General features: G+C 42.2%; 22 protein-coding genes and 1 pseudogene. 21 read left to right on the top strand and 2 right to left on the bottom strand.

The genetic code is table 11. The annotated features are described in order from the left end of the window. Positions 1-66 precede the first annotated feature (66 nt). The 19 genes and pseudogenes from ACNFN4_RS01515 to ACNFN4_RS01605 all read left to right on the top strand — a co-directional run bounded on the left by ACNFN4_RS01515 (position 67) and on the right by ACNFN4_RS01605 (position 14,979). The gene (locus ACNFN4_RS01515; RefSeq protein ID WP_375035367.1) at positions 67-4,680 is read left to right on the top strand and encodes a transglycosylase SLT domain-containing protein; all 4,614 of its coding nucleotides are present in this window, start codon (positions 67-69) and stop codon (positions 4,678-4,680) included. After that, a complete protein-coding gene (locus ACNFN4_RS01520; RefSeq protein ID WP_129003887.1) occupies positions 4,681-5,238 on the top strand; it encodes a LysM peptidoglycan-binding domain-containing protein in 558 nt (185 codons plus the stop codon). Positions 5,239-5,252: 14 nt separating this feature from the next. After that, positions 5,253-5,612, top strand: a complete 360-nt coding sequence (locus tag ACNFN4_RS01525) for a phage baseplate plug family protein (RefSeq protein WP_346611354.1) — start codon at positions 5,253-5,255, stop codon at positions 5,610-5,612. After that, positions 5,590-6,564, top strand: coding sequence for a phage protein (locus ACNFN4_RS01530; RefSeq protein ID WP_445596653.1), 975 nt, complete (start codon positions 5,590-5,592; stop codon positions 6,562-6,564). The genes ACNFN4_RS01525 and ACNFN4_RS01530 overlap by 23 nt, the downstream gene beginning before the upstream one ends. Continuing rightward, positions 6,564-6,911 carry a Gp138 family membrane-puncturing spike protein gene (locus tag ACNFN4_RS01535; protein WP_016938720.1) on the top strand — a complete coding sequence of 116 codons (348 nt, stop codon included), beginning with the start codon at positions 6,564-6,566 and terminating at the stop codon, positions 6,909-6,911. Before ACNFN4_RS01530 ends, ACNFN4_RS01535 begins: the two co-directional genes overlap by 1 nt. Beyond that, a complete protein-coding gene (locus ACNFN4_RS01540; RefSeq protein ID WP_073982177.1) occupies positions 6,908-7,264 on the top strand; it encodes a DUF2634 domain-containing protein in 357 nt (118 codons plus the stop codon). The genes ACNFN4_RS01535 and ACNFN4_RS01540 overlap by 4 nt, the downstream gene beginning before the upstream one ends. Continuing rightward, complete coding sequence (locus ACNFN4_RS01545) at positions 7,248-8,432, top strand: baseplate J/gp47 family protein (RefSeq protein ID WP_346611365.1); 1,185 nt, start codon at positions 7,248-7,250, stop codon at positions 8,430-8,432. Before ACNFN4_RS01540 ends, ACNFN4_RS01545 begins: the two co-directional genes overlap by 17 nt. Next, entirely contained in the window at positions 8,429-9,058 is a 630-nt protein-coding gene (locus ACNFN4_RS01550) for a hypothetical protein (protein WP_326365068.1), read from the top strand. The genes ACNFN4_RS01545 and ACNFN4_RS01550 overlap by 4 nt, the downstream gene beginning before the upstream one ends. Before the next feature lie 14 nt (positions 9,059-9,072). Continuing rightward, on the top strand, positions 9,073-10,314 hold the full coding sequence (locus ACNFN4_RS01555; protein ID WP_346611356.1) for a hypothetical protein: 1,242 nt from the start codon (positions 9,073-9,075) through the stop codon (positions 10,312-10,314). 12 nt (positions 10,315-10,326) lie between these two features. After that, on the top strand, positions 10,327-10,749 hold the full coding sequence (locus ACNFN4_RS01560) for a hypothetical protein (protein WP_253600232.1): 423 nt from the start codon (positions 10,327-10,329) through the stop codon (positions 10,747-10,749). Continuing rightward, complete coding sequence (locus tag ACNFN4_RS01565) at positions 10,739-10,930, top strand: XkdX family protein (protein ID WP_346611358.1); 192 nt, start codon at positions 10,739-10,741, stop codon at positions 10,928-10,930. Before ACNFN4_RS01560 ends, ACNFN4_RS01565 begins: the two co-directional genes overlap by 11 nt. A 114-nt stretch (positions 10,931-11,044) precedes the next feature. Continuing rightward, positions 11,045-11,275 carry a hemolysin XhlA family protein gene (locus tag ACNFN4_RS01570; RefSeq protein ID WP_374956727.1) on the top strand — a complete coding sequence of 77 codons (231 nt, stop codon included), beginning with the start codon at positions 11,045-11,047 and terminating at the stop codon, positions 11,273-11,275. Positions 11,276-11,290: 15 nt separating this feature from the next. Then, a complete protein-coding gene (locus ACNFN4_RS01575) occupies positions 11,291-11,554 on the top strand; it encodes a phage holin (protein WP_346611359.1) in 264 nt (87 codons plus the stop codon). 54 nt (positions 11,555-11,608) lie between these two features. Then, on the top strand, positions 11,609-12,769 hold the full coding sequence (locus ACNFN4_RS01580; RefSeq protein ID WP_375035370.1) for an N-acetylmuramoyl-L-alanine amidase: 1,161 nt from the start codon (positions 11,609-11,611) through the stop codon (positions 12,767-12,769). Between the two features lie 259 nt (positions 12,770-13,028). Next, a complete protein-coding gene (locus ACNFN4_RS01585) occupies positions 13,029-13,172 on the top strand; it encodes a hypothetical protein (RefSeq protein WP_164969218.1) in 144 nt (47 codons plus the stop codon). A gap of 250 nt (positions 13,173-13,422) precedes the next feature. Beyond that, entirely contained in the window at positions 13,423-13,653 is a 231-nt protein-coding gene (locus ACNFN4_RS01590; RefSeq protein WP_127010282.1) for a helix-turn-helix domain-containing protein, read from the top strand. A 35-nt stretch (positions 13,654-13,688) separates the two neighbouring features. Continuing rightward, a pseudogene (locus tag ACNFN4_RS01595) lies at positions 13,689-13,769 on the top strand (hypothetical protein); the annotation flags it as partial. Between the two features lie 334 nt (positions 13,770-14,103). Further along, a complete protein-coding gene (locus tag ACNFN4_RS01600; RefSeq protein WP_375035371.1) occupies positions 14,104-14,559 on the top strand; it encodes a hypothetical protein in 456 nt (151 codons plus the stop codon). A gap of 18 nt (positions 14,560-14,577) precedes the next feature. Next, a complete protein-coding gene (locus ACNFN4_RS01605) occupies positions 14,578-14,979 on the top strand; it encodes a DUF1878 family protein (protein WP_198698706.1) in 402 nt (133 codons plus the stop codon). 237 nt (positions 14,980-15,216) lie between these two features. Here ACNFN4_RS01605 and ACNFN4_RS01610 read toward each other — a convergent pair whose 3' ends face one another. Both ACNFN4_RS01610 and ACNFN4_RS01615 read right to left on the bottom strand, forming a co-directional pair. Continuing rightward, positions 15,217-15,606: an Imm50 family immunity protein gene (locus ACNFN4_RS01610; protein WP_375035372.1), complete on the bottom strand. Its 390-nt coding sequence runs from the start codon at positions 15,604-15,606 to the stop codon at positions 15,217-15,219. Positions 15,607-15,620: 14 nt separating this feature from the next. Further along, the gene (locus ACNFN4_RS01615) at positions 15,621-17,201 is read right to left on the bottom strand and encodes a T7SS effector LXG polymorphic toxin (RefSeq protein WP_375035373.1); all 1,581 of its coding nucleotides are present in this window, start codon (positions 17,199-17,201) and stop codon (positions 15,621-15,623) included. A 299-nt stretch (positions 17,202-17,500) separates the two neighbouring features. Between ACNFN4_RS01615 and ACNFN4_RS01620 the strand changes: the two genes are divergently transcribed. Together ACNFN4_RS01620 and ACNFN4_RS01625 are read left to right on the top strand one after the other, a co-directional pair. After that, entirely contained in the window at positions 17,501-18,613 is a 1,113-nt protein-coding gene (locus tag ACNFN4_RS01620; RefSeq protein ID WP_375035374.1) for a response regulator aspartate phosphatase, read from the top strand. After that, positions 18,614-18,763, top strand: a complete 150-nt coding sequence (locus tag ACNFN4_RS01625) for a PhrK family phosphatase-inhibitory pheromone (protein WP_162885924.1) — start codon at positions 18,614-18,616, stop codon at positions 18,761-18,763. It begins immediately after the preceding gene. Positions 18,764-18,916 lie beyond the last annotated feature (153 nt).

An 18,916-nucleotide genomic window follows, 5' to 3' on the forward strand; every position in this document is an offset into this window, starting at 1 on the left:
CGGCTTTGGACATTCATCTGGCTGAAGAAAAAAAACGAAACAAAAAGAAATAAGGGGGGTTAAACGTTGACAGACGCCTTGCGGAGTACGCATATTGATGTGGAATTAAACGTTGACACCTCCCCTCTTGAACGAGCAAATCGCCAGATTGATAGACTTGTTGATCATACAGATAATGCGGCCGGCCATTTTTCTCAAATGCGAACGCAAATGTCCAACATGCACAGGGAGCAGCGAAGATTCAGGAACATGAGTATGATTCTGGACAGTTCTTCTTTACAAACTGCTGTGCGGACAATTGAAAATCTTGGCCCCGCATTTGACCTTATGACGTCTCATGTGGAAAGCCTTAACCGGACCATTCAACAAACGAACAGATTAGTGCAAAATATACCGTCACGCGTGAGTATCGACGTTGACCAATCATCATTAAACAATGCAAATGATCAAGTTGATAGGCTGCGAAACAATTTGCATAATGTGGACATGCGCCGGGTTAACGGGGGATCATCACAAACCGCGGCGGCCATGCCTGCCCCTGATTACAGGGGTATGCGTTATTACGGGCGGGAAATGGACTTTTTGCGCGGCTCAACACGCGGACTTGAAGCAGATACTATTCAAATGGTCAATGAAATGCGACGGGCTTGGAATGAGGAAAGATACGGAATGAATGGTTTCCGTAACGAGCTGATACGGGCAAGATATGGCTTCTTTCAGTTAGGCCAAGAAATGGACAACTGGACCGGGACAAATGAACAGTTCATGGATGAAGTGTACAGGCTAGGCCGTGAGCATAAAGCGGTTACTGACAACATGATCAAAAATAATAAAATGATGCGCATGAGTATGTTGCAGTCCATCGGAACGATTATGGCAATGTCAACACAATCAGAAAAGATCGCTGCCAATTATGACAGGATGGCGAACCCGTTATACCAAGTCAACAAAGCGGGGCTTGCCGTCTCAAATACCCTTGAAAACATGGCGAAGCAGGGAACTGCGGCACATTTGGCCTTGAAGATGCTCGGGCCTACCGCAAATATGAAACAGCTTCAAGATATGACAGCCATGATAACACAGGGGTATATGCGTTTTCAGATGGTAGCGCTTGGCACGGCCTTCACAAACTTTTTCCTATTCCAAGGGTTGCATAAGGCAGCCACACAGACCGTTCCCGGTTATTCAAAGGCTTGGGAACAGATGTGCAGCACTCTTTTAAAAGCAATTCAGCCAGCCCTTGAAGTATTCGGAACCGTGGCCATGTCAATTTATAAAGGCGTTACCGCAATCGGAAAGATGATCATTCAGTTCAATAAAGCTCATCCAGTGCTGGCGAAAATGATCCAAGGATTTTTATTGCTCATCCCTGTTTTAACCCTGCTTTTATCGCCTTTGGCAATAGGAGTGGGGTTATTTAATGGGTTTCTCGGGGCTCTGAGCAGTCTTTGGATGTTCATTGGCCCGGTAGTAACGGGGCTTGCTGCCATGTCCGGAACAGTCTATGTAGTCGCCGGCTCAATTGTCTTGCTTGTAACAGGCGTTTATATGCTTTACAAGAATTTTGACAAGCTTCAAGAGCGATTCAAACCGGCTACGGATGCCATGAAGCGCTTTGCGGATACCGGAAAAACTGCGGTAGTTAGTGCCTTCCATACCATGATTAAAGAGGTACAGGGGCTTAAACCTGCATTTATGAAAGGATTTGAGGATTCACAAAAGGTTGCTATATCCGCAATTCATAAGATGCAAGCCGAATCCTTAAAATTATGGGATCGGTTGGGCGAGTCACACCCTCATTTAGTCGCCGGGATTGAGGCTGCTTACAAAACGGCTGTTGATACTGTTTCCTCATTTGTTCAGAATGCAGGAAAACGAGTAACCGACTTTTTCGGAAAGGGATTAACCGAAGGGTTGAACAGTTTTATTAAAGGCTTCATGAATCAACTCAAGATTGGTTTATCAAGTTTTCAAGGGATTGTGTCAATAATTGCGCCTATAATTGCGTCGATTGGCCTTTCTTTCTTGGGAGTATCCGGACCGATAGGAATAGCAATTGGGGCGATCCTCAGTTTTGTAGGGTATTTGTATCGTTTGAAAGATGCAAACCAAGCGGTCAGCAGTGCAATTCATTCGGCGTGGGCGACTGTTCAATCTGTGCTGACAACGGTATTCACGGCCATTCAGCCGATTATCACGACAATACAGCAGGTTTTCAGTCAACTGGTAGCACAACTGACACCGCAATTTCAGCAATTAGCTGGTCAAATGCAACAGACGTTCATTCAGCTTGCAGGAAATCTTGTTCTTTTAGCCGCAGCCGTTTCACAAACACTTTCAACGATCGGCCCACAATTGATTCCGTTGATCCAGCAGCTATTAACTGCATGGATGCAGGTATCAGGGCAATTAATGACGAGTGTATTGCAGATTGTCAGTTCAATTTTGCCGTTACTTGTTCAAGGGTTTCAGACTGTTTTTCCGGTCATTCTCAGCGTGATAAATGCGGTCTTACCTATCATCATTCAATTAGTCAGCAGTTTTTCAGGGGTTATCGTTACGATCATTCAGACTATTCTGCCTATCCTGGTTCAGACAATTCAGATGGTCTTTCCTTTGATTATGAATATCATCCAGCAGGCTCTGCCGATTGTGGTTCAACTGATTCAATTACTCGGATCAACGATCGGACAAATTGCCATGCAAATTCTGCCGTTGATTTTAACGGCGGTGCAACAGGTGTTTCCGATCATAGGGCAGGTCATTCTGGCGGTCCTCCCGGTTGTCGCCCAGCTTCTTACTTTAGCAGCAAATATTATTTTGCAGCTTGCGCAGGCGGCTTTACCAATTTTAATTCAGGTGGTCCAGCAGGTCTTTCCGCAAATTGTGCAGATCATTCAGATGGTGCTGCCTATTGTTGTTTCTCTACTGCAAGCCTTGGCAAACATCATTACTACGGTTGTAATTCCGGCGATCCGTTTCATCCTAAATATCGTGACTGCTGTGTTTCCGGTTGTGCTCTCGATAATTCAAGTTGCACTAAAAAATATCATTGCGATCATACAGGGTGCAATCGGCATTATTATGGGAATAGTGAAGGTTTTCAAAGGCTTATTCACTGGGAATTTCCGCATGATGTGGGACGGAGTGAAGCAAATCTTCTCTAGTGCAGTCGGAATGGTGAAAAAGCTTGTAAGCAATATGGGTGCAGCAATCACTGACAGATGGCTTTATATAAAAAATAAAGTCGCGTTATTGGCATATGATCTGCGTAAGAAAGTCATGGATCGTTTCAACGATTTAGTTGACGGGGCCAAGAAATTACCGGGCAGAATCGGTGATGGAATTAAGAACATGGCTCACAAGGCTGTATCTGGTGTGACTAGCTTAGCGAACAAACTTTCCGGCGCACTTGGAAAAGGCGTAAACGGTGTAATCGGCGGAGTGAACTGGGTACTCGATAAGATCGGTTTGAAAGATAAGCATATCCCAAAATGGGAAGTGCCTAAATATGCACACGGAACCGGAGGACACCCAGGAGGTCCGGCGATACTGGGAGACGGTAAAGGGGCAAACGCTGGCCCTGAAATGTATCGGACACCTTCAGGACAAGTAGGGCTCAGCCCTGCAACAGATACACTGATGAACCTTCCAAAAGGCACTGCGGTCTTATCTGCAAAACAGACAAGGGCTGCATTAGCGGGAGTTCCAGCATACGCGAAAGGCACAGAAGGAAATATATTCACAAATGCATGGAATGGTGTAAAATCCGTTGCTGGCAAAGTGAAAGATGTTGCTCTTGATGTTTTTGATTACATCGGGCACCCCTCTAAGCTTTTAACAAAAGTGTTAGAAAAAATGGGTGTCTCTGCACCTTCTATGGCTGGCTCGTTCGGTGATCTCGCAAAAGGGGCTTTTAACTTTGTCAAAGATAAGGCTGTAGGTTTTGTCAAAGGCAAAATGTCCAGTTACTCTGCCAGCTTTTCAGGCGGCGGCTCGAAAGCCGTTAAAAAGTGGGTAGCTCAGGCGCTGTCAATTAAGCATTTAGGCCCTGAATACGCAGGGGCACTCGAAACAATCGCAATGAAAGAATCAGGCGGAAACCCCAATGTTGTTAACAATTGGGATTCCAATGCGAAAGCCGGCCACCCGTCACAGGGGTTAATGCAGTTCATCCCAAGCACCTTTAACGCCCATAAAGAACCAGGACACGGAAATATTAAAAATCCAGTTGATCAAATTCTAGCGTCTATTAACTATCTGAACAGCAGATATGGCGGTATCATGAAACATCCCGGCTTGGTATCAATGGCGCACGGCGGGCCGTACAGAGGATATGCAACAGGCGGCGTAATCAATAGCCCGCAGGTTGCGGCACTCGGGGAAAACGGTTGGCGGGAATATGTCATCACGACTGAACCGCGTTACCGGAATCAATCACTGGGAATGTATGCTGCGCTCGGCAAAGAGCTTGGGGCTGAAACTGGATATACACCAGAAAAAGCAGCAAGCAGCAGCGGTGGAACGTCTGTAAATATTACATTCAGCCCGTCTATCAATGTAAAAGTTGAGGGCGGAAGTGCAAAAGTTGAAACTGATATTTCAAAGGCTATCACCCAATCACTGGAAGACTCTTACGACAGCCTGGCGGCTCTTTTTCAAGCGGAGGGGGTTTATTAATTGGCGAAGCTTGGGAAGGTCAATCTTGTTAACGAAAAAGAATCAGACGGGGCGGATGTGGAAGTCACATCTTATCCCGTTGAAAAAGGCGTGCCGATTACCGACCATGTGCAGAGAAAACCGGAAACCACAAGTGTTTCCGGTTATTTACTTGGGAAGACGGCAAATAGCGACTATGAATATTTAAAAAAGCAAGCATATGCCGGCAATCTCCTAACCTATACCGGGCGAAAGGTCGCAAAAGACGTGATCATTACGAAAATCGACCGCGATACAGGGGAATTTTCAAACGGGTTTGCGATAACAATCTCTTTACAAGAAATCCGCATTGCAAAAAGCCCGTGGGTTAAGAAGAAAGTGAAAACAGCCGGAAAAAAGAAAAAGGCCAATAAGAAAAAAACCACAAAAAAATCCAGCAAGATTTATCACAAGGTGAAAAAGGGTGATACGTATTGGGGCTGCGCCCGCAAATACGGAACTACTGTCAGCGCATTGAGGCGGCTCAATCCATGGCCTGACAGAAGAATACCTATCGGGGTAAAGATGCGGATTAAATAGGGAGGGCACGGGAAATGGCTACGAGGGACTACATTCCTTTTGATAAAGAGGATATTCCGCAGCAGTTCGAATTTGATTTAGCAGATGACACGTTTATTCTGCGTATAAATTACAATCAATCCGATGATAGTTTTTCACTGGATTTATATGAGCAGGATATGACGCCTATCGTGCTGGGCGAGAAGCTTATACTTAACGTTCCTCTGTGGACTGACATTGTAAGTGAAAACCTGCCGGCCCCCGCCCTTATCCCTTTAGATGAATCAAATTCAGAAACACGGGTTACATATAAGAATTTCATGGAAACCGTGTTTCTTTTTATTGATGATGTAGCTGACGGATCGGAGGGGGATGACATTGGCGACGACGAATAAAAAGTTGTTTGGCCGGGTTGTCAAAATAACCATTGATAACGGCAGTTCGCAGACCACATTTGATTACAAGGATTTAGAAATTCATTTTGAAGTGCCCTTCGACGATGATTTTAAACCCAATGAAACAAAAGTTGAGATTTACAATCTTAGCAAAGATTCGATCAACAAGATTAAAAAAGGCAGCACGATAACGGTCCAGGCCGGTTATCGAGACGACTACGGCGTTTTGACGATTGGCAAAGTGACAAAGGTTCTGAATAACTGGAACGGTTTGGATAAGGTGACGTCGATCTATTCAAAAGACGGCGATGATTATACCCATATGAAAGTGACAACCGCCAATGCTGATCCTGCTGAGAAATATTATGTCAAAAAAAGATATAAGCTTGCAAAACCGGTTGTTACTGTCAGGAAAGACAAAAACGGCCGAACATACAAGACTGTCAGGAATTACGGGACGCGGGAAGAGGTTAGGTATCGCAAACGATACATGAAGATTACTTTTAAAGCAGGAACCACATCGAGGCAAATTGTAGATAAACTGCTGCGCGTTCTCGGAATTAAAGTGAAAAACATTATCCTGCCGAAAAATAAGGTGTACAAAAAGGGTTACCGGGTGACTGGCTTAATAGAAAATAATTTAGAAGAAGTCATACATGATGCTGGAGCCGTTATGTACTATCGACGAGGGAAACCGGTTATTCGCCCAATTAATCAGGGCGATGATGAGCGTTTCAAATTAGAAGAGGCCACCGGGCTAATTGAGACACCTGAGCAGGTTGAGGAAGATGATTTCAAAGGTTACAAGACGAAGTGTCTTCTTCAGCACCGTATCGCTGTTGCTTCAATTATTGAAATCAACAGCAAAACAGCAAAAGGAAAATATCGAGTGAAAGAGGGTACTCATTCGTTTGATGGAAGAGACTTTTTCACAGAATGCAAGGTGATGTAATGAGTAAAGCGACGAGGTTTTTCGATGCTTTTGAGAAAAGAATCAAACTATCCATCCATACACTGGCCCCGGCTCGCGTTGTGAAATACAATGCGGAAAAGCATACTGCTGATCTGCAATTGTTGTTTCTTATGAATGATGGTGAATACCTTCATGAATACCCGTTGATCGAACATGCACCAGTTTTAAAGCATGTTGAACCTGATATAAAGGTTGGTTCCTCGGTCTTTGTTTCATTCGCTGAAAGATCCCTTGATAACTTGGATGGAAACAAAACGTTTGATCCTGATTCTCGACGAACGCACAGTATCAATGATCCGGTGGTCATAGGAGTGTGGGAAGGATGAAAACGCTCAAGCTTGTAGACGGTGATCTATGTTTTGAAAACGGCACTCTTCAGATGGTCGAGGGGAACGAGGAAATTGCTCAATCAGTCGAATTAACCTTAAAAACACGGTTAGGGGAATTTACTCTGGATGAACATTTCGGCTTGGATCGGAGTAACATTCTCGGGAAAGGCTTTGACCAAGAAGAGGCCCAATACGACATCATTAATGCTGTGACACAAGACGAGCGCATTGCGAGCGTTGAATCGGTTGAGTTTTCTCATGATAAAGAGACACGAAACCTATCTGTCCACTTGAAAATGAAGAAAGAGGATGATCAAACAATCGAGCTTGGGGGTGTTGATCTTGCTTAATGAAACAGGATTCCAACGGCAAACCTATTCGGAGCTTCTTGACGGCATGGAGGACAAAGCGAAGGAGCTGTTTGGCGAAGATATAAACACGTCAAGCAAAACGCCATTAGGCATTATCCTACGTATCTTTGCTTGGTTTTTGGCGGGAATTTGGGACATTGCAGAGCGGGTTTATAATAGCGGCTTTGTCAGTAAATCGGAGGGCGTTCAGTTGGACAGGTTGGGAAGTAATTTCGGTATAAGCCGGGAGCCGGCGGCTGAGGCGGTCACAACTCTGTTTTTTACCGGGGAACCCGGATTCGTCATAGAAGAACAAACCCAATATACAACGGAATCCGGTATTTATTTTGAACTAATCGAAGATGTTGTAATCGGGGATGATGGAACGGGCACAGGGGCGGCTGTATCGCTGTCTAAAGGGATTATTAACAATGTCGCGGCCAATACCATTACTGAACAGGCTGAGACGTTAGAGGGAGTTTATTCAGTGAATAATCCGGAAGCAGCTGCCGGCGGCACTGACGAGGAATCTGATCCGGAATTTCGGGCGCGAATTAAAAAATCAGTTGAAGGCAGTTCAGCTTCTACGAATAGCGGCATCATTTCGTCATTGCTTGCCGTTTCGGGCGTTCGTTCAGCGAATATAGTCGCGAATAATACCATGCAAACGGATGCGGACGGAAATCCACCGAAAAGCATTCATGCTTATGTCCTCGGGGGAACAAAAGTAGACGTGGCGCAAGCTCTGTTTGACAGCGTGGCGGCCGGTATTGAAACAGTCGGAGAACAATCGGTTGTCATTACAGATGCAAGCGGTTTGGATCATGATGTGAAATTTGATTTTGCAAAAGAAGTAAAAATTTATGTGCAGCTTGATTTAAAAACAAACGCTTCATTCCCAGCCGACGGCGTGAGTCAAATCAAAAAGAATCTCGTATATAAAATTGGCGGGATTGATGAAAATGGTTCATCTTTTACCGGCTCGCAGATGGGTGATGATGTTATTCTGTCGCAACTTTTTAACGCTGTATATCAGGTGAATGGAGTTTCAGATGTAACTATACAAATCGGGAAGGATGCGGCGGCTCTCAGTCAGTCAAATATTACAATTGAACCGAGAGAAGTTGCGCAAGTTCACTTCTCTGAAATAGTGGTGAATCTGATATGATCAAAGATTTAATAGGAAAGCTGACTGATGCGTTCTTGAAAGACGAAAAGAGCAATATCGGGAAGCTTTTTTTAATTGTCGATGAACAATTGACAGCATTAAAAAATTCACTGACAACGGCGGAACAATGGCGGGATATTGACGCGGCGCGCGGGAAATCGCTGGACCTTCTCGGGGATAACGTTGCCCAGGATCGGGGCCGGGCCACTGATGAAATATACCGCGTGCTCATTCGTGGAAAGGTAGCCCGGAATGCCTCAGACGGGACAACGAACCGGATTATTGAAGCGCTGGCGAAAACATTGAACTGCAAGCCGAGTGAAATAAACATTGTGAGCAGCAAAGAAAACAACCAGGATGAACCAGCTGCAATCATTGTGAAAAAGGCGCCGATCGAGGCATTAAGCAAGGTAGGAATGAGCGAAACGCAATTTTCGAACATCGTTCAAAAAACGGTGGCTGCGGGGGTTCGAGTTGCTTATGTGGATTTAAACGGCACTTTCTGTTTTTCATCATCAGCCAGCACCATAGAAACAAGCCAATATGGGTTTTCTTCTGATGGAAAAGACGGCGGGACCTTGGGGGGCATCTTCCGGCCAGAAGATGATTACCCGTTACCAATTTAAGGAGTGTGATGCATATGCCTTTTACAAAAGAATTACCAGAATGGGGGAACCCCGGTCAGCGGCCGCCGCAAACGTCCATTGATCAAGGGTATAAGCCGATGGACCACCCGCCGGCCGATTGGTTTAACTGGTATCAATATACGGCCTATCAGGCTTTGAAAGAGTTGCAAACGATCGGAGCAACGAAAGAAGATGTTTCTTCTGCTGTATCTGATGCCGAAGCTTATACTGACAAGCACGAAAAACGGACTGACAACCCGCACAAGACAACAAAAGCACAAGTGGGGCTGGGTAACGTTGACAATGTGCAGCAGGCTTCCAAAGTCGATTTTGATACACATACCAATGACAATGACCGCCATATTACGGCTACAGAGCGCGTAAACTGGGATGCCAAGGAGACAACAGCAGGTGCATCAAATAAAGCTGCTACGGCCGAAAGGAATGCCAAGGAATACGCCGATAAACATATCGACGATAAAAACAACCCTCATGAGGTTACAAAGGACCAGATCGGGCTTAGTAACGTTGAAAATGTTAGACAGGCCGACTATTATGCGTTTCGCCAACACGACAACAACGGAGAACGCCACACATCAAAGGCAGAACGGGAGAAATGGAACAATGGGCAATTATCGAAAATAACTGATGACGCGGGAGGCGCTCTTGTATCTATTAGTGATACAGATGACTTTTACAGCAAAATTGTTCAAAGTGGGAAGCGATTCGGTACTTTTTATTCAACAGGAAAAGCGGTAAATGCCCCCAGCACAAGCTCTACAAGGGGGGTTTTTCATTTAACCTCATTAGACAGCAACGGATTGGGGACATACGGTTATGTAATCGCGGTAGACTTCAAAAATAATGTATTCTCCAATTATGTAGACGGCAGCCTGACTTGGAGCGGGTGGAAACGCCTTTTGTCAGATGGTGATTTATCACCGTCTTGGAATACTGTATCACTTATTAACGGGGCGAAGCAGGATTCAAGTTTCCCGTTTATGTTTTCGGTAGTAAATAATACCTTGTGGCTGGCTGGATCATTCGGTTCCCTGCCATCTATAGGAACAGTTGTGGCGAAATTCGCATATAAACCGACACGCCTACTTGATTTTGCGGTTCCGACAATTGGGTCATACGGGACTGCCCGGTTTGCTTTCACAACAAACGGTGAGTTGAGGTATGACGGTATGATGGCAAATGATAACTCAGCGGTAACCCGGGTATCATTCGATAAACCAATCCCATTATGGTAAGGAGGGGAGAATATGCATGTTCTATTTTACGACGAGAATAAAAAGTATATAGGTGAAGCTGATATTGAGGGAAAAGAGCTGCCGCCGAATAGTACAAAAGCGCAAATAAAACCTGGCATGTACGACCCGGAATTTGACGAGATTAAAGGTGAATGGGTTGAAGCTGCGACTCGGGAGTACATTGATCAAACAAAAGGTATTCCTGAACCCAATCCCTTAATGGAGCAGATTTCTGCAATCGGTAAACAACTATCAGCAGAAGAGCTTGCAAGAAAGCAAGCTGAAGAAGGCCAGCAGGCTCTTGGGATGCAGCTTACAGATGAAATCATAGCACGAAAGCAGGCTGAAGCAGTCAATATATCAATGGGCAAACAGCTTGCCGCCTTAAAGCTTAAATTGTTGGAATTGGAAGGAGGGGTGACCAGTGAATCTTAATTTCTGGGTATATGCCTTGTTCTACAAGTGGGCGACAACCGCAATGGTAAAGCAGGCAATGGGTTTTAACGATTGTACCATCGACGATATGAAAGAGGGTGTGGCTGCTGCGTATGTTACACCGGATCAGTTTCAGGAAGTAATAGGGCAACCATACGAGGAACAACCAGAAGCCAATTAATAAGGCTTTTTTATTTTGCCTCAAAGGAGGTGAAACGTATGAGATAGATAAAAGGGGGGCGTACTAATGTCACAATTGACGGAGGTACAAGAAGTGAATGCTTTTCAAAAAGAAATGTCAGAGGTTAAAGCCGAGCAAAAGGCTCTTGAACAGCGAGTGAGTGTTCTTGAACGTTCTTCAGACAGGCATGATCAGCAAATCATTTCATTAAACGAAAAGCTGAATAAAATTGATGAAAATACGACTTGGATCAAACGGACCATCACAGGGGCCATAATAACGGCAGTCAGTACCGGTTTTATCGGCGGGGCTATCGCGATCATGTATAACCTGCTGCAAAAATAAGGAGGAAAATAACATATGAAAAAATTCGACAAAGGTACAGTCGTCCGGACTGTGCTTCTTTTTATTGCTCTGGTAAACCAAGTTTTAGTGATGTTTGGTAAAGATGTGCTACCGATTGCAGATGATCAAGTGAATGACCTTGCGGACGCGGTTTACTTAGGCGGCTCCATCGGGTTTACGATCATCATGTCACTGGTAGCATGGTTCAAAAACAACTATGTGACTGAAAAAGGCCATAAGCAAAAAACCGTTTTAAAACAGCACGATTTAACCAAGTAAGGGCTGCCGTTCGGCGGCCTTTTTATATTTCAAAACAGAATAGGAGAGAATTTTATGTCAGCATTTAGAAACCAATATATTGATATTAATAAATGGACGCGGCCGGGAATCAAAAACAACGGCGTGAAGAAACTGGCTTTACATTACACGGCAAACCCCGGCGCGTCTGCTGCTAATCATTATAGATATTTTGGTCAAACGCTCCCCGCACAGAACAGAAATCTGCCTGAGAAAAAACAGACGTTTGCATCTGCACAGATCTTTGTCGATCGTACAGAGGCTATTTGCATCATCCCATTGAATGAGGTGGCCTATCATGCGAATGACGTTCAGCAATTCGTCAACGGGCAGCCTTACCGGGGTGTCGCGGCGCTGAAGCCGAATGCGAATTTCTTGTCTGTAGGCGTGGAGCTTTGCATCGAAAAGGACGGAACTTTTCATCCTGATACCATTGCCCGCGCAGAACAAGTTTGTGCCGAGCTGTGCAAAATGTATAAACTCGATCCAATCAATGACATTGTGCGCCATTACGACATTACACATAAAATCTGTCCGGCGCCGTGGGTAAGCAACTCTCAAGGGTTTACCGATTTTAAGACCCGTGTTAAAAAGCGAATGGCCGGCGTGGTTGTAACGGTGCCTGTGGTATCAAATCCAGATGTTACTCATACAGACACAGGAAGATTCATTAAAAACACGGTGGTTTCAAGTGATGGGCTTGTTTTACGTACACAACGGAGCGCCTCTTCTTCCATGGTGTTTAACCTGCCGAATGGCACAGTTGTAAAATATCAGCTTGGATCAACTGTCAACGGATGGGGATATGTTGAATACACCAATTCAAAAGGCAAGACATTCCACGGATATGTGAATGTCTCCTATATCAAAAGCGATAACGAGCTGAAAAGCGGCAACAAGAAGAAAGCAACATCGTCAAAGCCTAAATCCACTCAAAAATCAAAATTTAGCCTGCCTGCGGGTACTTTTAAAGTCACAAGCCCATTGACCCGAGGGGAGGCCGTAAAACGGATTCAGACAGCGCTGGCGGCTCTTCATTATTACCCGGATAAGAGTGCAAAGAATTTCGGAATAGACGGCGCATATGGCGTGAAAACAGCAAACGCGGTCAAACGATTCCAATCTATGTACGGGTTAACTGCTGACGGCATCTATGGGCCGAAAACGAAAACAAAGCTTGAATCCCTTCTCAAATAAAAAAAGCCCTTCCGATTGGGAGGGCCTTTTTTTAATCTTCTTCTTTTACACAGTCTTCGCAAAAACCAGAACCGTATAAAAACTCTACACGCTTACCGCATTTACCACATTGACAACTTTCAGCCAAAAGAAACACTCCTTTCACTCAATATAAGAGAATTATAACAATATAGAACAAAAATACCAATTTTATTTACAATATCTATTTACAACGGTAAACAGATATTGTATAATTGAAGTATAGAAAGGAGGTGCTAAGGTGGACGAGATCAGAAACATCGTTCTTATCATCGCTGGTATCGTGACCATTATCAAAAACATCTATGATATATGGCAGAAAGAAAGCGAAAAGCGAGAAAAGAACATGAAAAAGCGCTCCCGCCGGGTAAGCAAGAAGCGCTAAAAACATAGTGAGACAAGGGGAGAAAATCCCCTTGCTCCATTATTATATCACGTCCACGGCGATATGAAAAAATATTTTAAGCAGTACAGCTCGTTTGACATGACCACTCTTATTATCATCATTGCTGGTATAGTGGCTATTGATTACGAAAAAGCCGGTACCCTTGGGAAAATCACAACGTTTGTTTTATACTTGGCTGTAATGGTTATTTTGTTAAAAGGATTTTTTATGATGTGGAGAGAAAGCCGACATGAAAGAAAGTGAAAAAATTAGGTTTATCCAGGAAGAAGTTTTGACGGTTGCTGAAGTTGCCGAGCTGCTTTCTGTTAGCCGGCAGCGCGTAAGCCAGCTTGTCAGCGGCGGCCGGCTCAAGGTGATAAAGAAGGTGGGAACGGTGGCTTTATTCTTGCTGGAACATGTACAAGCTTTAAAAAAAGAATTAGAGGCAGAGCGGAAAAAGTATCGGCCGTATGATGAATGAAAGCCCTTCTTATGACGAGAAGGGTTTTTTTGTTTTTTAAGCCCATGTATGGGTTGACTGCTGACGGCATTTACAGGCCGAAAACAAAAGCAAAGCTTGAAGCACTATTAAAGTGAAAATAGAGTTCAGTCTCAGTTTAAGAGGGCGACCCTTTTTGATAAACAATTGATTTCCAAACGAATAAGGACAGCGATTTTCTTATAATTCACTTATTTTCACCTAAACCCAACGTTGTGGACTCAAAATAAATGCTACCAGTTTTTGTATTAGTATTGTAATGAATCGCATAAATTAAAGAGAACACTTACTTATTTTTACTCGGGCAATACAATGACAAAAATACTATTTAATGTATTTTATGAAAAATATGTATTTTAAGTAAAATTTTAATGTTATAATTTGTTTGGGCCAAATAACACTTGTAGATGCATCTACTAATAGGAGAAAATGATGCTAAAGAAAAAAGTTCTTGCTGGTTGCTTAGCCTTTACAATAATGCTTTCAGCTTCCCCACTAACCTCTTTTGCGGCAGAAAGAAGTTCTAATAAAGGTAATGAATTATTGACGTATGCCCAAGTTCAAAAAACTGAGTTGCAGACTATTGCTGGGTCTAAAAGCAAATCAGTTGGAAATACTAGCGGTGAATTTTCTACACAGGGATGGAAGAAAGATGCGCTTGTTCTTGCTCTTAGATACGGCGGTGATTTGGCAGGGGATCTACTAAGTCTGTTAAGCAAGAAAAATGCAAGTTATGTTAAAAAGTATTCCAAAGAGCTGGCTGATTTCCTTGACAAAGTTTCCAGTGACATTGAGAAAAAGTTGGTTGATTTTATGATTTTTGATTTGGAGCTGCCGCAATCAGCTGCTCGTACTATTGCATGGGCGATTATGCAAGTTATTGGATGACGATAAAGGAGTGACTCCATGAGTTTAGAAAAAGAAGTAGAGCTTCTCAAGTACCAAAATTATTTATTAAAAACAATTATAAATGGTGATGATTATCCATTTTTTATGTTTGCTTTAGATCACAACTTAAATGAGAAGCAAGTCAAAGCAACTGTAGAGATTTTAAGCATCTTTTCTAATCGTCTTAATGGCGAAAAAGAGTCTCTCAATTTAAGAAAAAACTCTGCTGGTAAGAAGTTTGATGCGTTTGGCATTGCGGTTGAAGAAGTCTTTAAAAACGAAAAACCAACAAGAAAAGAATTTGAGAGTTATAAGGATAAAATCTTTTCTTCTGAAATTGAAACCAAATATTTATTAATGAGTCTTCAAAGACAGCATATTAAGCCAAATGTTTGTGAATTTTTACTGCAAGATAATTAATGAGAATTTTTGTCCCTCCGCAAATGCGGGGGGATTTTGCATTTAAACGATAAAAGTATCGTCCGTATGATGATTGAAGCCCTTTTCAAAATGAGAAGGGTTTTTCTGTATCTATCTAAATTGCTTTCATCAGTAAATGCATTCAGATGGCATTTATAGACCAAAAACAAAGGCAAAACTGAGAACTCTTTTGTAATAATAAAATGCCCCGTCTCACATTGAGAAGGGGCGCTGTAATTATATAGCTTCGTTAATATAACCATTTATTGTTTGAATAAATCCTGCATCAGCTTTAATTTTTGCCGTAATCTCACCAGTCACATTAACCTCTAATAATCCCTCTTCATCATTATTTATCTCGATGTTTCCTCTGTATGTATCTGCTGTTGTTTTCATTTCTAAAGAATGAATATCAAAAAAGTCGACTTGAAGAGCAATTGAGTTGTATCCTAAATTAGCCCATTTCTTAGGAGGGTTTTCTGCATAAAATGGCATGTCAAAATGTAATGTTACTTTTCTGCCTTCCTCCTTTATGTAAATTCCTTCGATGCGTACATTTTCTAAATTTGGCACCTCATTATATAAACTATTTAAAAAACGACTCTCTTCAATCTTTGTGTACCACATAAAATCACCTCAAATTATTTGTTAAAAGGATAATGTTCTTTTGTGCCAGGAACTTTTCCTGTTCGAGTGTTATCAATCGGCCTAACATTAAAGTGTGGGCCCTGACCACCTTTTTCATGCCCAGCACTATGATCTTGTATGATAATCTGTTCCCCTTTATTATTAGTGAAAGTGTACTCTCTCGTCCATATGATCTTACCATTTTTATCTTTAATTACACGGCTACCTTCGTGGGGAGCAGTGCGCATTTCTACTCGATTGATTGACTCTGGATGTTGAGCACGTGGGATACCGGCGTCTCTTTTAGCTTCTTTCAAAGCTCCTTTTCTGCTAACAATAATAGTTGTGTTTTCAACTGAAGTTGAAGTTTTAAGGCCTGTTTTACCGGAAAAACCCTTTGCACCGAAAGGCATAAAAACAGCAAGCGCTGCATTAATACTGTTATGCTGCTGTTCTTTGGAAATCTTATTCCCAAACATATCACGGCCTGTTATCCCTTCACTTAAACCATTTGCTGAGACTAAGCCATAAAGCCCTTTTTGAGAACTTTCTAATGCATGAAAGGTTTTGGGAGTTTTATATATTTCGAGGGCTTTATCAGCCTTGTATATCGCTTTTCCAGTTGAATAGACTGCTTTTCCGCCTTTAAAGATGCGGCCTGCCCACCCAACAATCGGAATGTAGCCAGCAGCAGCCATTCCCCCGGCTGCGACCCGTTGCCCGGCAGTAAGTTTTTCACCCGTAACGGGGTCAACTCCATCAGCCGCCCTTTTATAATCATAATATCCGGCAACTTCACCTGTAAAATCACAAACAACATCCCATGTTTTTTCGTACCACGGCCTGTTCGCAAGCTCTTCCTGTTCCTTCGCAATTCTTCTTTCTTCTGCCTGCTGTTTTTTGAACGAAAGATATTCCGATGATTGTTTATGTAATCCTGCTTGCATCTGATGGATTTCACTTTCCCGATACGCCTTGGCATTATAGTTGAGCGGGGTGGCGTTTTTGCCTTTCCCTGTCGCATCTTGTAATGCCTGAAAATCTGCTATAATGAACGCCTCATTAGCTTCTGACAGCCCATATTCATTTGAAAGGTTGTTATCCAGCTCACCAATTTTTTGTATTGTATCTCTTTTTGTTGTATCAGAATCATCTAATTTTTGATCCGCGTTATCGGTTGAAAAGAGATCGAGCGGCAGTATATCTGCGATTTCATCAAGGATACCTTTCATTTCGTTGCGCTGCTCTTGCATAATCGCTTTTGATTTATCAAGTGCGTTTGTCAATTCATGTTCAAGGAAAGATTCTTCCACATAAGAGTCTGAAAGGCCGGCATCTTCAATCATAGCTTCTATGCTTGTGAGAAACGCAATTTTCATATCAATCAATTCCAGCCATTCATCTGTGACGCCAGCGTGATCTTGAAATAAAGCTTTGATGTTGTCGGCGCCTTTGCCCGAAAAATCGCTGTCGCCCAGGTCTGCCATGCCTTGGAACGCATTTTTCAGGTTCGTCATTTGGCTACGCAATTCTTTGTATTCGTTTGCGCGTTGTTTGGCGGCAGAAAGCAGGGTGGTTGCTTCAAAGATTTTCATGATCATATCCTTTCGCGATAAAATGTTATTCAAAATTTTACCACGATGAAAGCCGTAGTAAATACATAACAAAACTTCCAAATGCAAAATAGTTCTTTTGAATTGGTTTATTTTTACTATTATCCTTCGATTCGAACTATTAAAAATAGGTTGAATTGCCCTTTCCTTTGATTGCGTAAAAACGAAATAAGAATTGCGGCATGTCGAAAATTATTCCTATATATTACATATTATGCTAAACGTATGCTAGAATATTGTTTGAGAAAATTTAGAATATTTGTAGAAAGAGGGGTTTATTGATGAGTAAACTGGCTTCTGAATGTGTTGCAAATATATTAAATGATTGGTATATCGCGATAAAACAACAAGACACTGAGTCTGCTGAGAGATATTTTGAAGAAATCAAACCATTGTTTGATGAAATGGAAGAGGATCAAGAGGTTTTAATGTATTATTCTCTGCTGGAAGAAAGGCATAAAATGCTTTTGTATCAGGTGAAAGGGGAGGAGCTACCGCCTCATTCATACTTTAATGAGAACCACGCTGATGAAATCCTAAAAACAGACCATATGATTGAATATTATTTCTTTCTATTTGAAGCGTTATATGAGTCGCACAAAAGAAATTTTGAGAAAGCAATTACTTTGTTCAAAATAGCAGAGAAAAAATTGAAAGATATACCCGATTGTATAGAACGGGCTGAATTTTATTCGAAAGTAGCGTCTATGTATATGATGCTGCGGCAGAGTCTAATTTCTTTGAATTATATCAATGATGCGCTACAAATTTATAGAGAAAATGAAGGCTATAAACGAAAGCTTGCCACGTCTCTTATGATTGTTGGCCAAAACTACACTGATTTAGGACTTTACGAAAAAGCAGAGGAAAGTTATTTAGAAGCGATCAGAATTTCGAGAGTTCTTCACGATTCACTTTTCACCGCTTTAATACATCATAATTTAAGTATTACATATTCTGCAGCAAACCGTCCCCAAGACTGTATAAATGCCTTGAAAAAGGCCATCAGAAATAAAGAGTGGAGGGACTCGGTTTATTATATAAATTCCCTGTATATGTTTTTGAAAGAGCTTTATAAAATAGGGGATGTAAATAAAATGCCATATTATTATAAAAAGACAAAGGAATATTTCAAACAAAAAGAGAATAAGGTGTATGAGGCTAAAATAAATATTATTTACGGACTTCTGCAACAGGATCAGAGAAAAAGCATTGAAACTTGTCGAGGTGGTATTTCTTACTTGTACGAAGTAAATGACCTTGATAGCGTTTTTGATCTTTCTTTGGTTATTTCAGAACACTGTGAGAAGCATGGACTCTATAAAGAGGCGCTTGAGTTTTCTAAGCATGCTATTTTAGCCGAGAAGAAAATGAGGCACCTGGAGGGATTGTAATTGAAAAAAATTATTCTTTGTGCAGCTCTAACCTTCGTTGCGTTAAGTGGTTTAGCTGTAGTCAAAATTAATCATGCATCATCAGATGTTAAGATAACAGAGCGACCGGTGGGTACTCTAAAATTAGCAGAGCGACCAGTGGGCACCTAAAAAATTTTAATTAAAAGATGGGGGCATAGCATGACGAAAGGCGTTAAACTAACATTATGGAGTATTCTAGGGATAATTATCGTGTTAATGATAATTGGAGTTGTCTCTTACTATCAGACCCCATCTTCGTGAAAAAACAGAAAATAGCCCTTA

The sequence above is a fragment of the Bacillus sp. N1(2025) genome (assembly GCF_053470005.1).

Bases quoted from the DNA above. Each gene is read 5' to 3' on its own strand.
- ACNFN4_RS01525 (WP_346611354.1), top strand. From the start codon at position 5,253: ATGGCTACGAGGGACTACATTCCTTTTGATAAAGAGGATATTCCGCAG.
- ACNFN4_RS01530 (WP_445596653.1), top strand. From the start codon at position 5,590: ATGACATTGGCGACGACGAATAAAAAGTTGTTTGGCCGGGTTGTCAAA.
- ACNFN4_RS01535 (WP_016938720.1), top strand. From the start codon at position 6,564: ATGAGTAAAGCGACGAGGTTTTTCGATGCTTTTGAGAAAAGAATCAAA.
- ACNFN4_RS01540 (WP_073982177.1), top strand. From the start codon at position 6,908: ATGAAAACGCTCAAGCTTGTAGACGGTGATCTATGTTTTGAAAACGGC.
- ACNFN4_RS01550 (WP_326365068.1), top strand. From the start codon at position 8,429: ATGATCAAAGATTTAATAGGAAAGCTGACTGATGCGTTCTTGAAAGAC.
- ACNFN4_RS01555 (WP_346611356.1), top strand. From the start codon at position 9,073: ATGCCTTTTACAAAAGAATTACCAGAATGGGGGAACCCCGGTCAGCGG.
- ACNFN4_RS01560 (WP_253600232.1), top strand. From the start codon at position 10,327: ATGCATGTTCTATTTTACGACGAGAATAAAAAGTATATAGGTGAAGCT.
- ACNFN4_RS01570 (WP_374956727.1), top strand. From the start codon at position 11,045: ATGTCAGAGGTTAAAGCCGAGCAAAAGGCTCTTGAACAGCGAGTGAGT.
- ACNFN4_RS01575 (WP_346611359.1), top strand. From the start codon at position 11,291: ATGAAAAAATTCGACAAAGGTACAGTCGTCCGGACTGTGCTTCTTTTT.
- ACNFN4_RS01580 (WP_375035370.1), top strand. From the start codon at position 11,609: ATGTCAGCATTTAGAAACCAATATATTGATATTAATAAATGGACGCGG.
- ACNFN4_RS01590 (WP_127010282.1), top strand. From the start codon at position 13,423: ATGAAAGAAAGTGAAAAAATTAGGTTTATCCAGGAAGAAGTTTTGACG.
- ACNFN4_RS01600 (WP_375035371.1), top strand. From the start codon at position 14,104: ATGCTAAAGAAAAAAGTTCTTGCTGGTTGCTTAGCCTTTACAATAATG.
- ACNFN4_RS01605 (WP_198698706.1), top strand. From the start codon at position 14,578: ATGAGTTTAGAAAAAGAAGTAGAGCTTCTCAAGTACCAAAATTATTTA.
- ACNFN4_RS01610 (WP_375035372.1), bottom strand. From the start codon at position 15,606: ATGTGGTACACAAAGATTGAAGAGAGTCGTTTTTTAAATAGTTTATAT.
- ACNFN4_RS01615 (WP_375035373.1), bottom strand. From the start codon at position 17,201: ATGAAAATCTTTGAAGCAACCACCCTGCTTTCTGCCGCCAAACAACGC.
- ACNFN4_RS01620 (WP_375035374.1), top strand. From the start codon at position 17,501: ATGAGTAAACTGGCTTCTGAATGTGTTGCAAATATATTAAATGATTGG.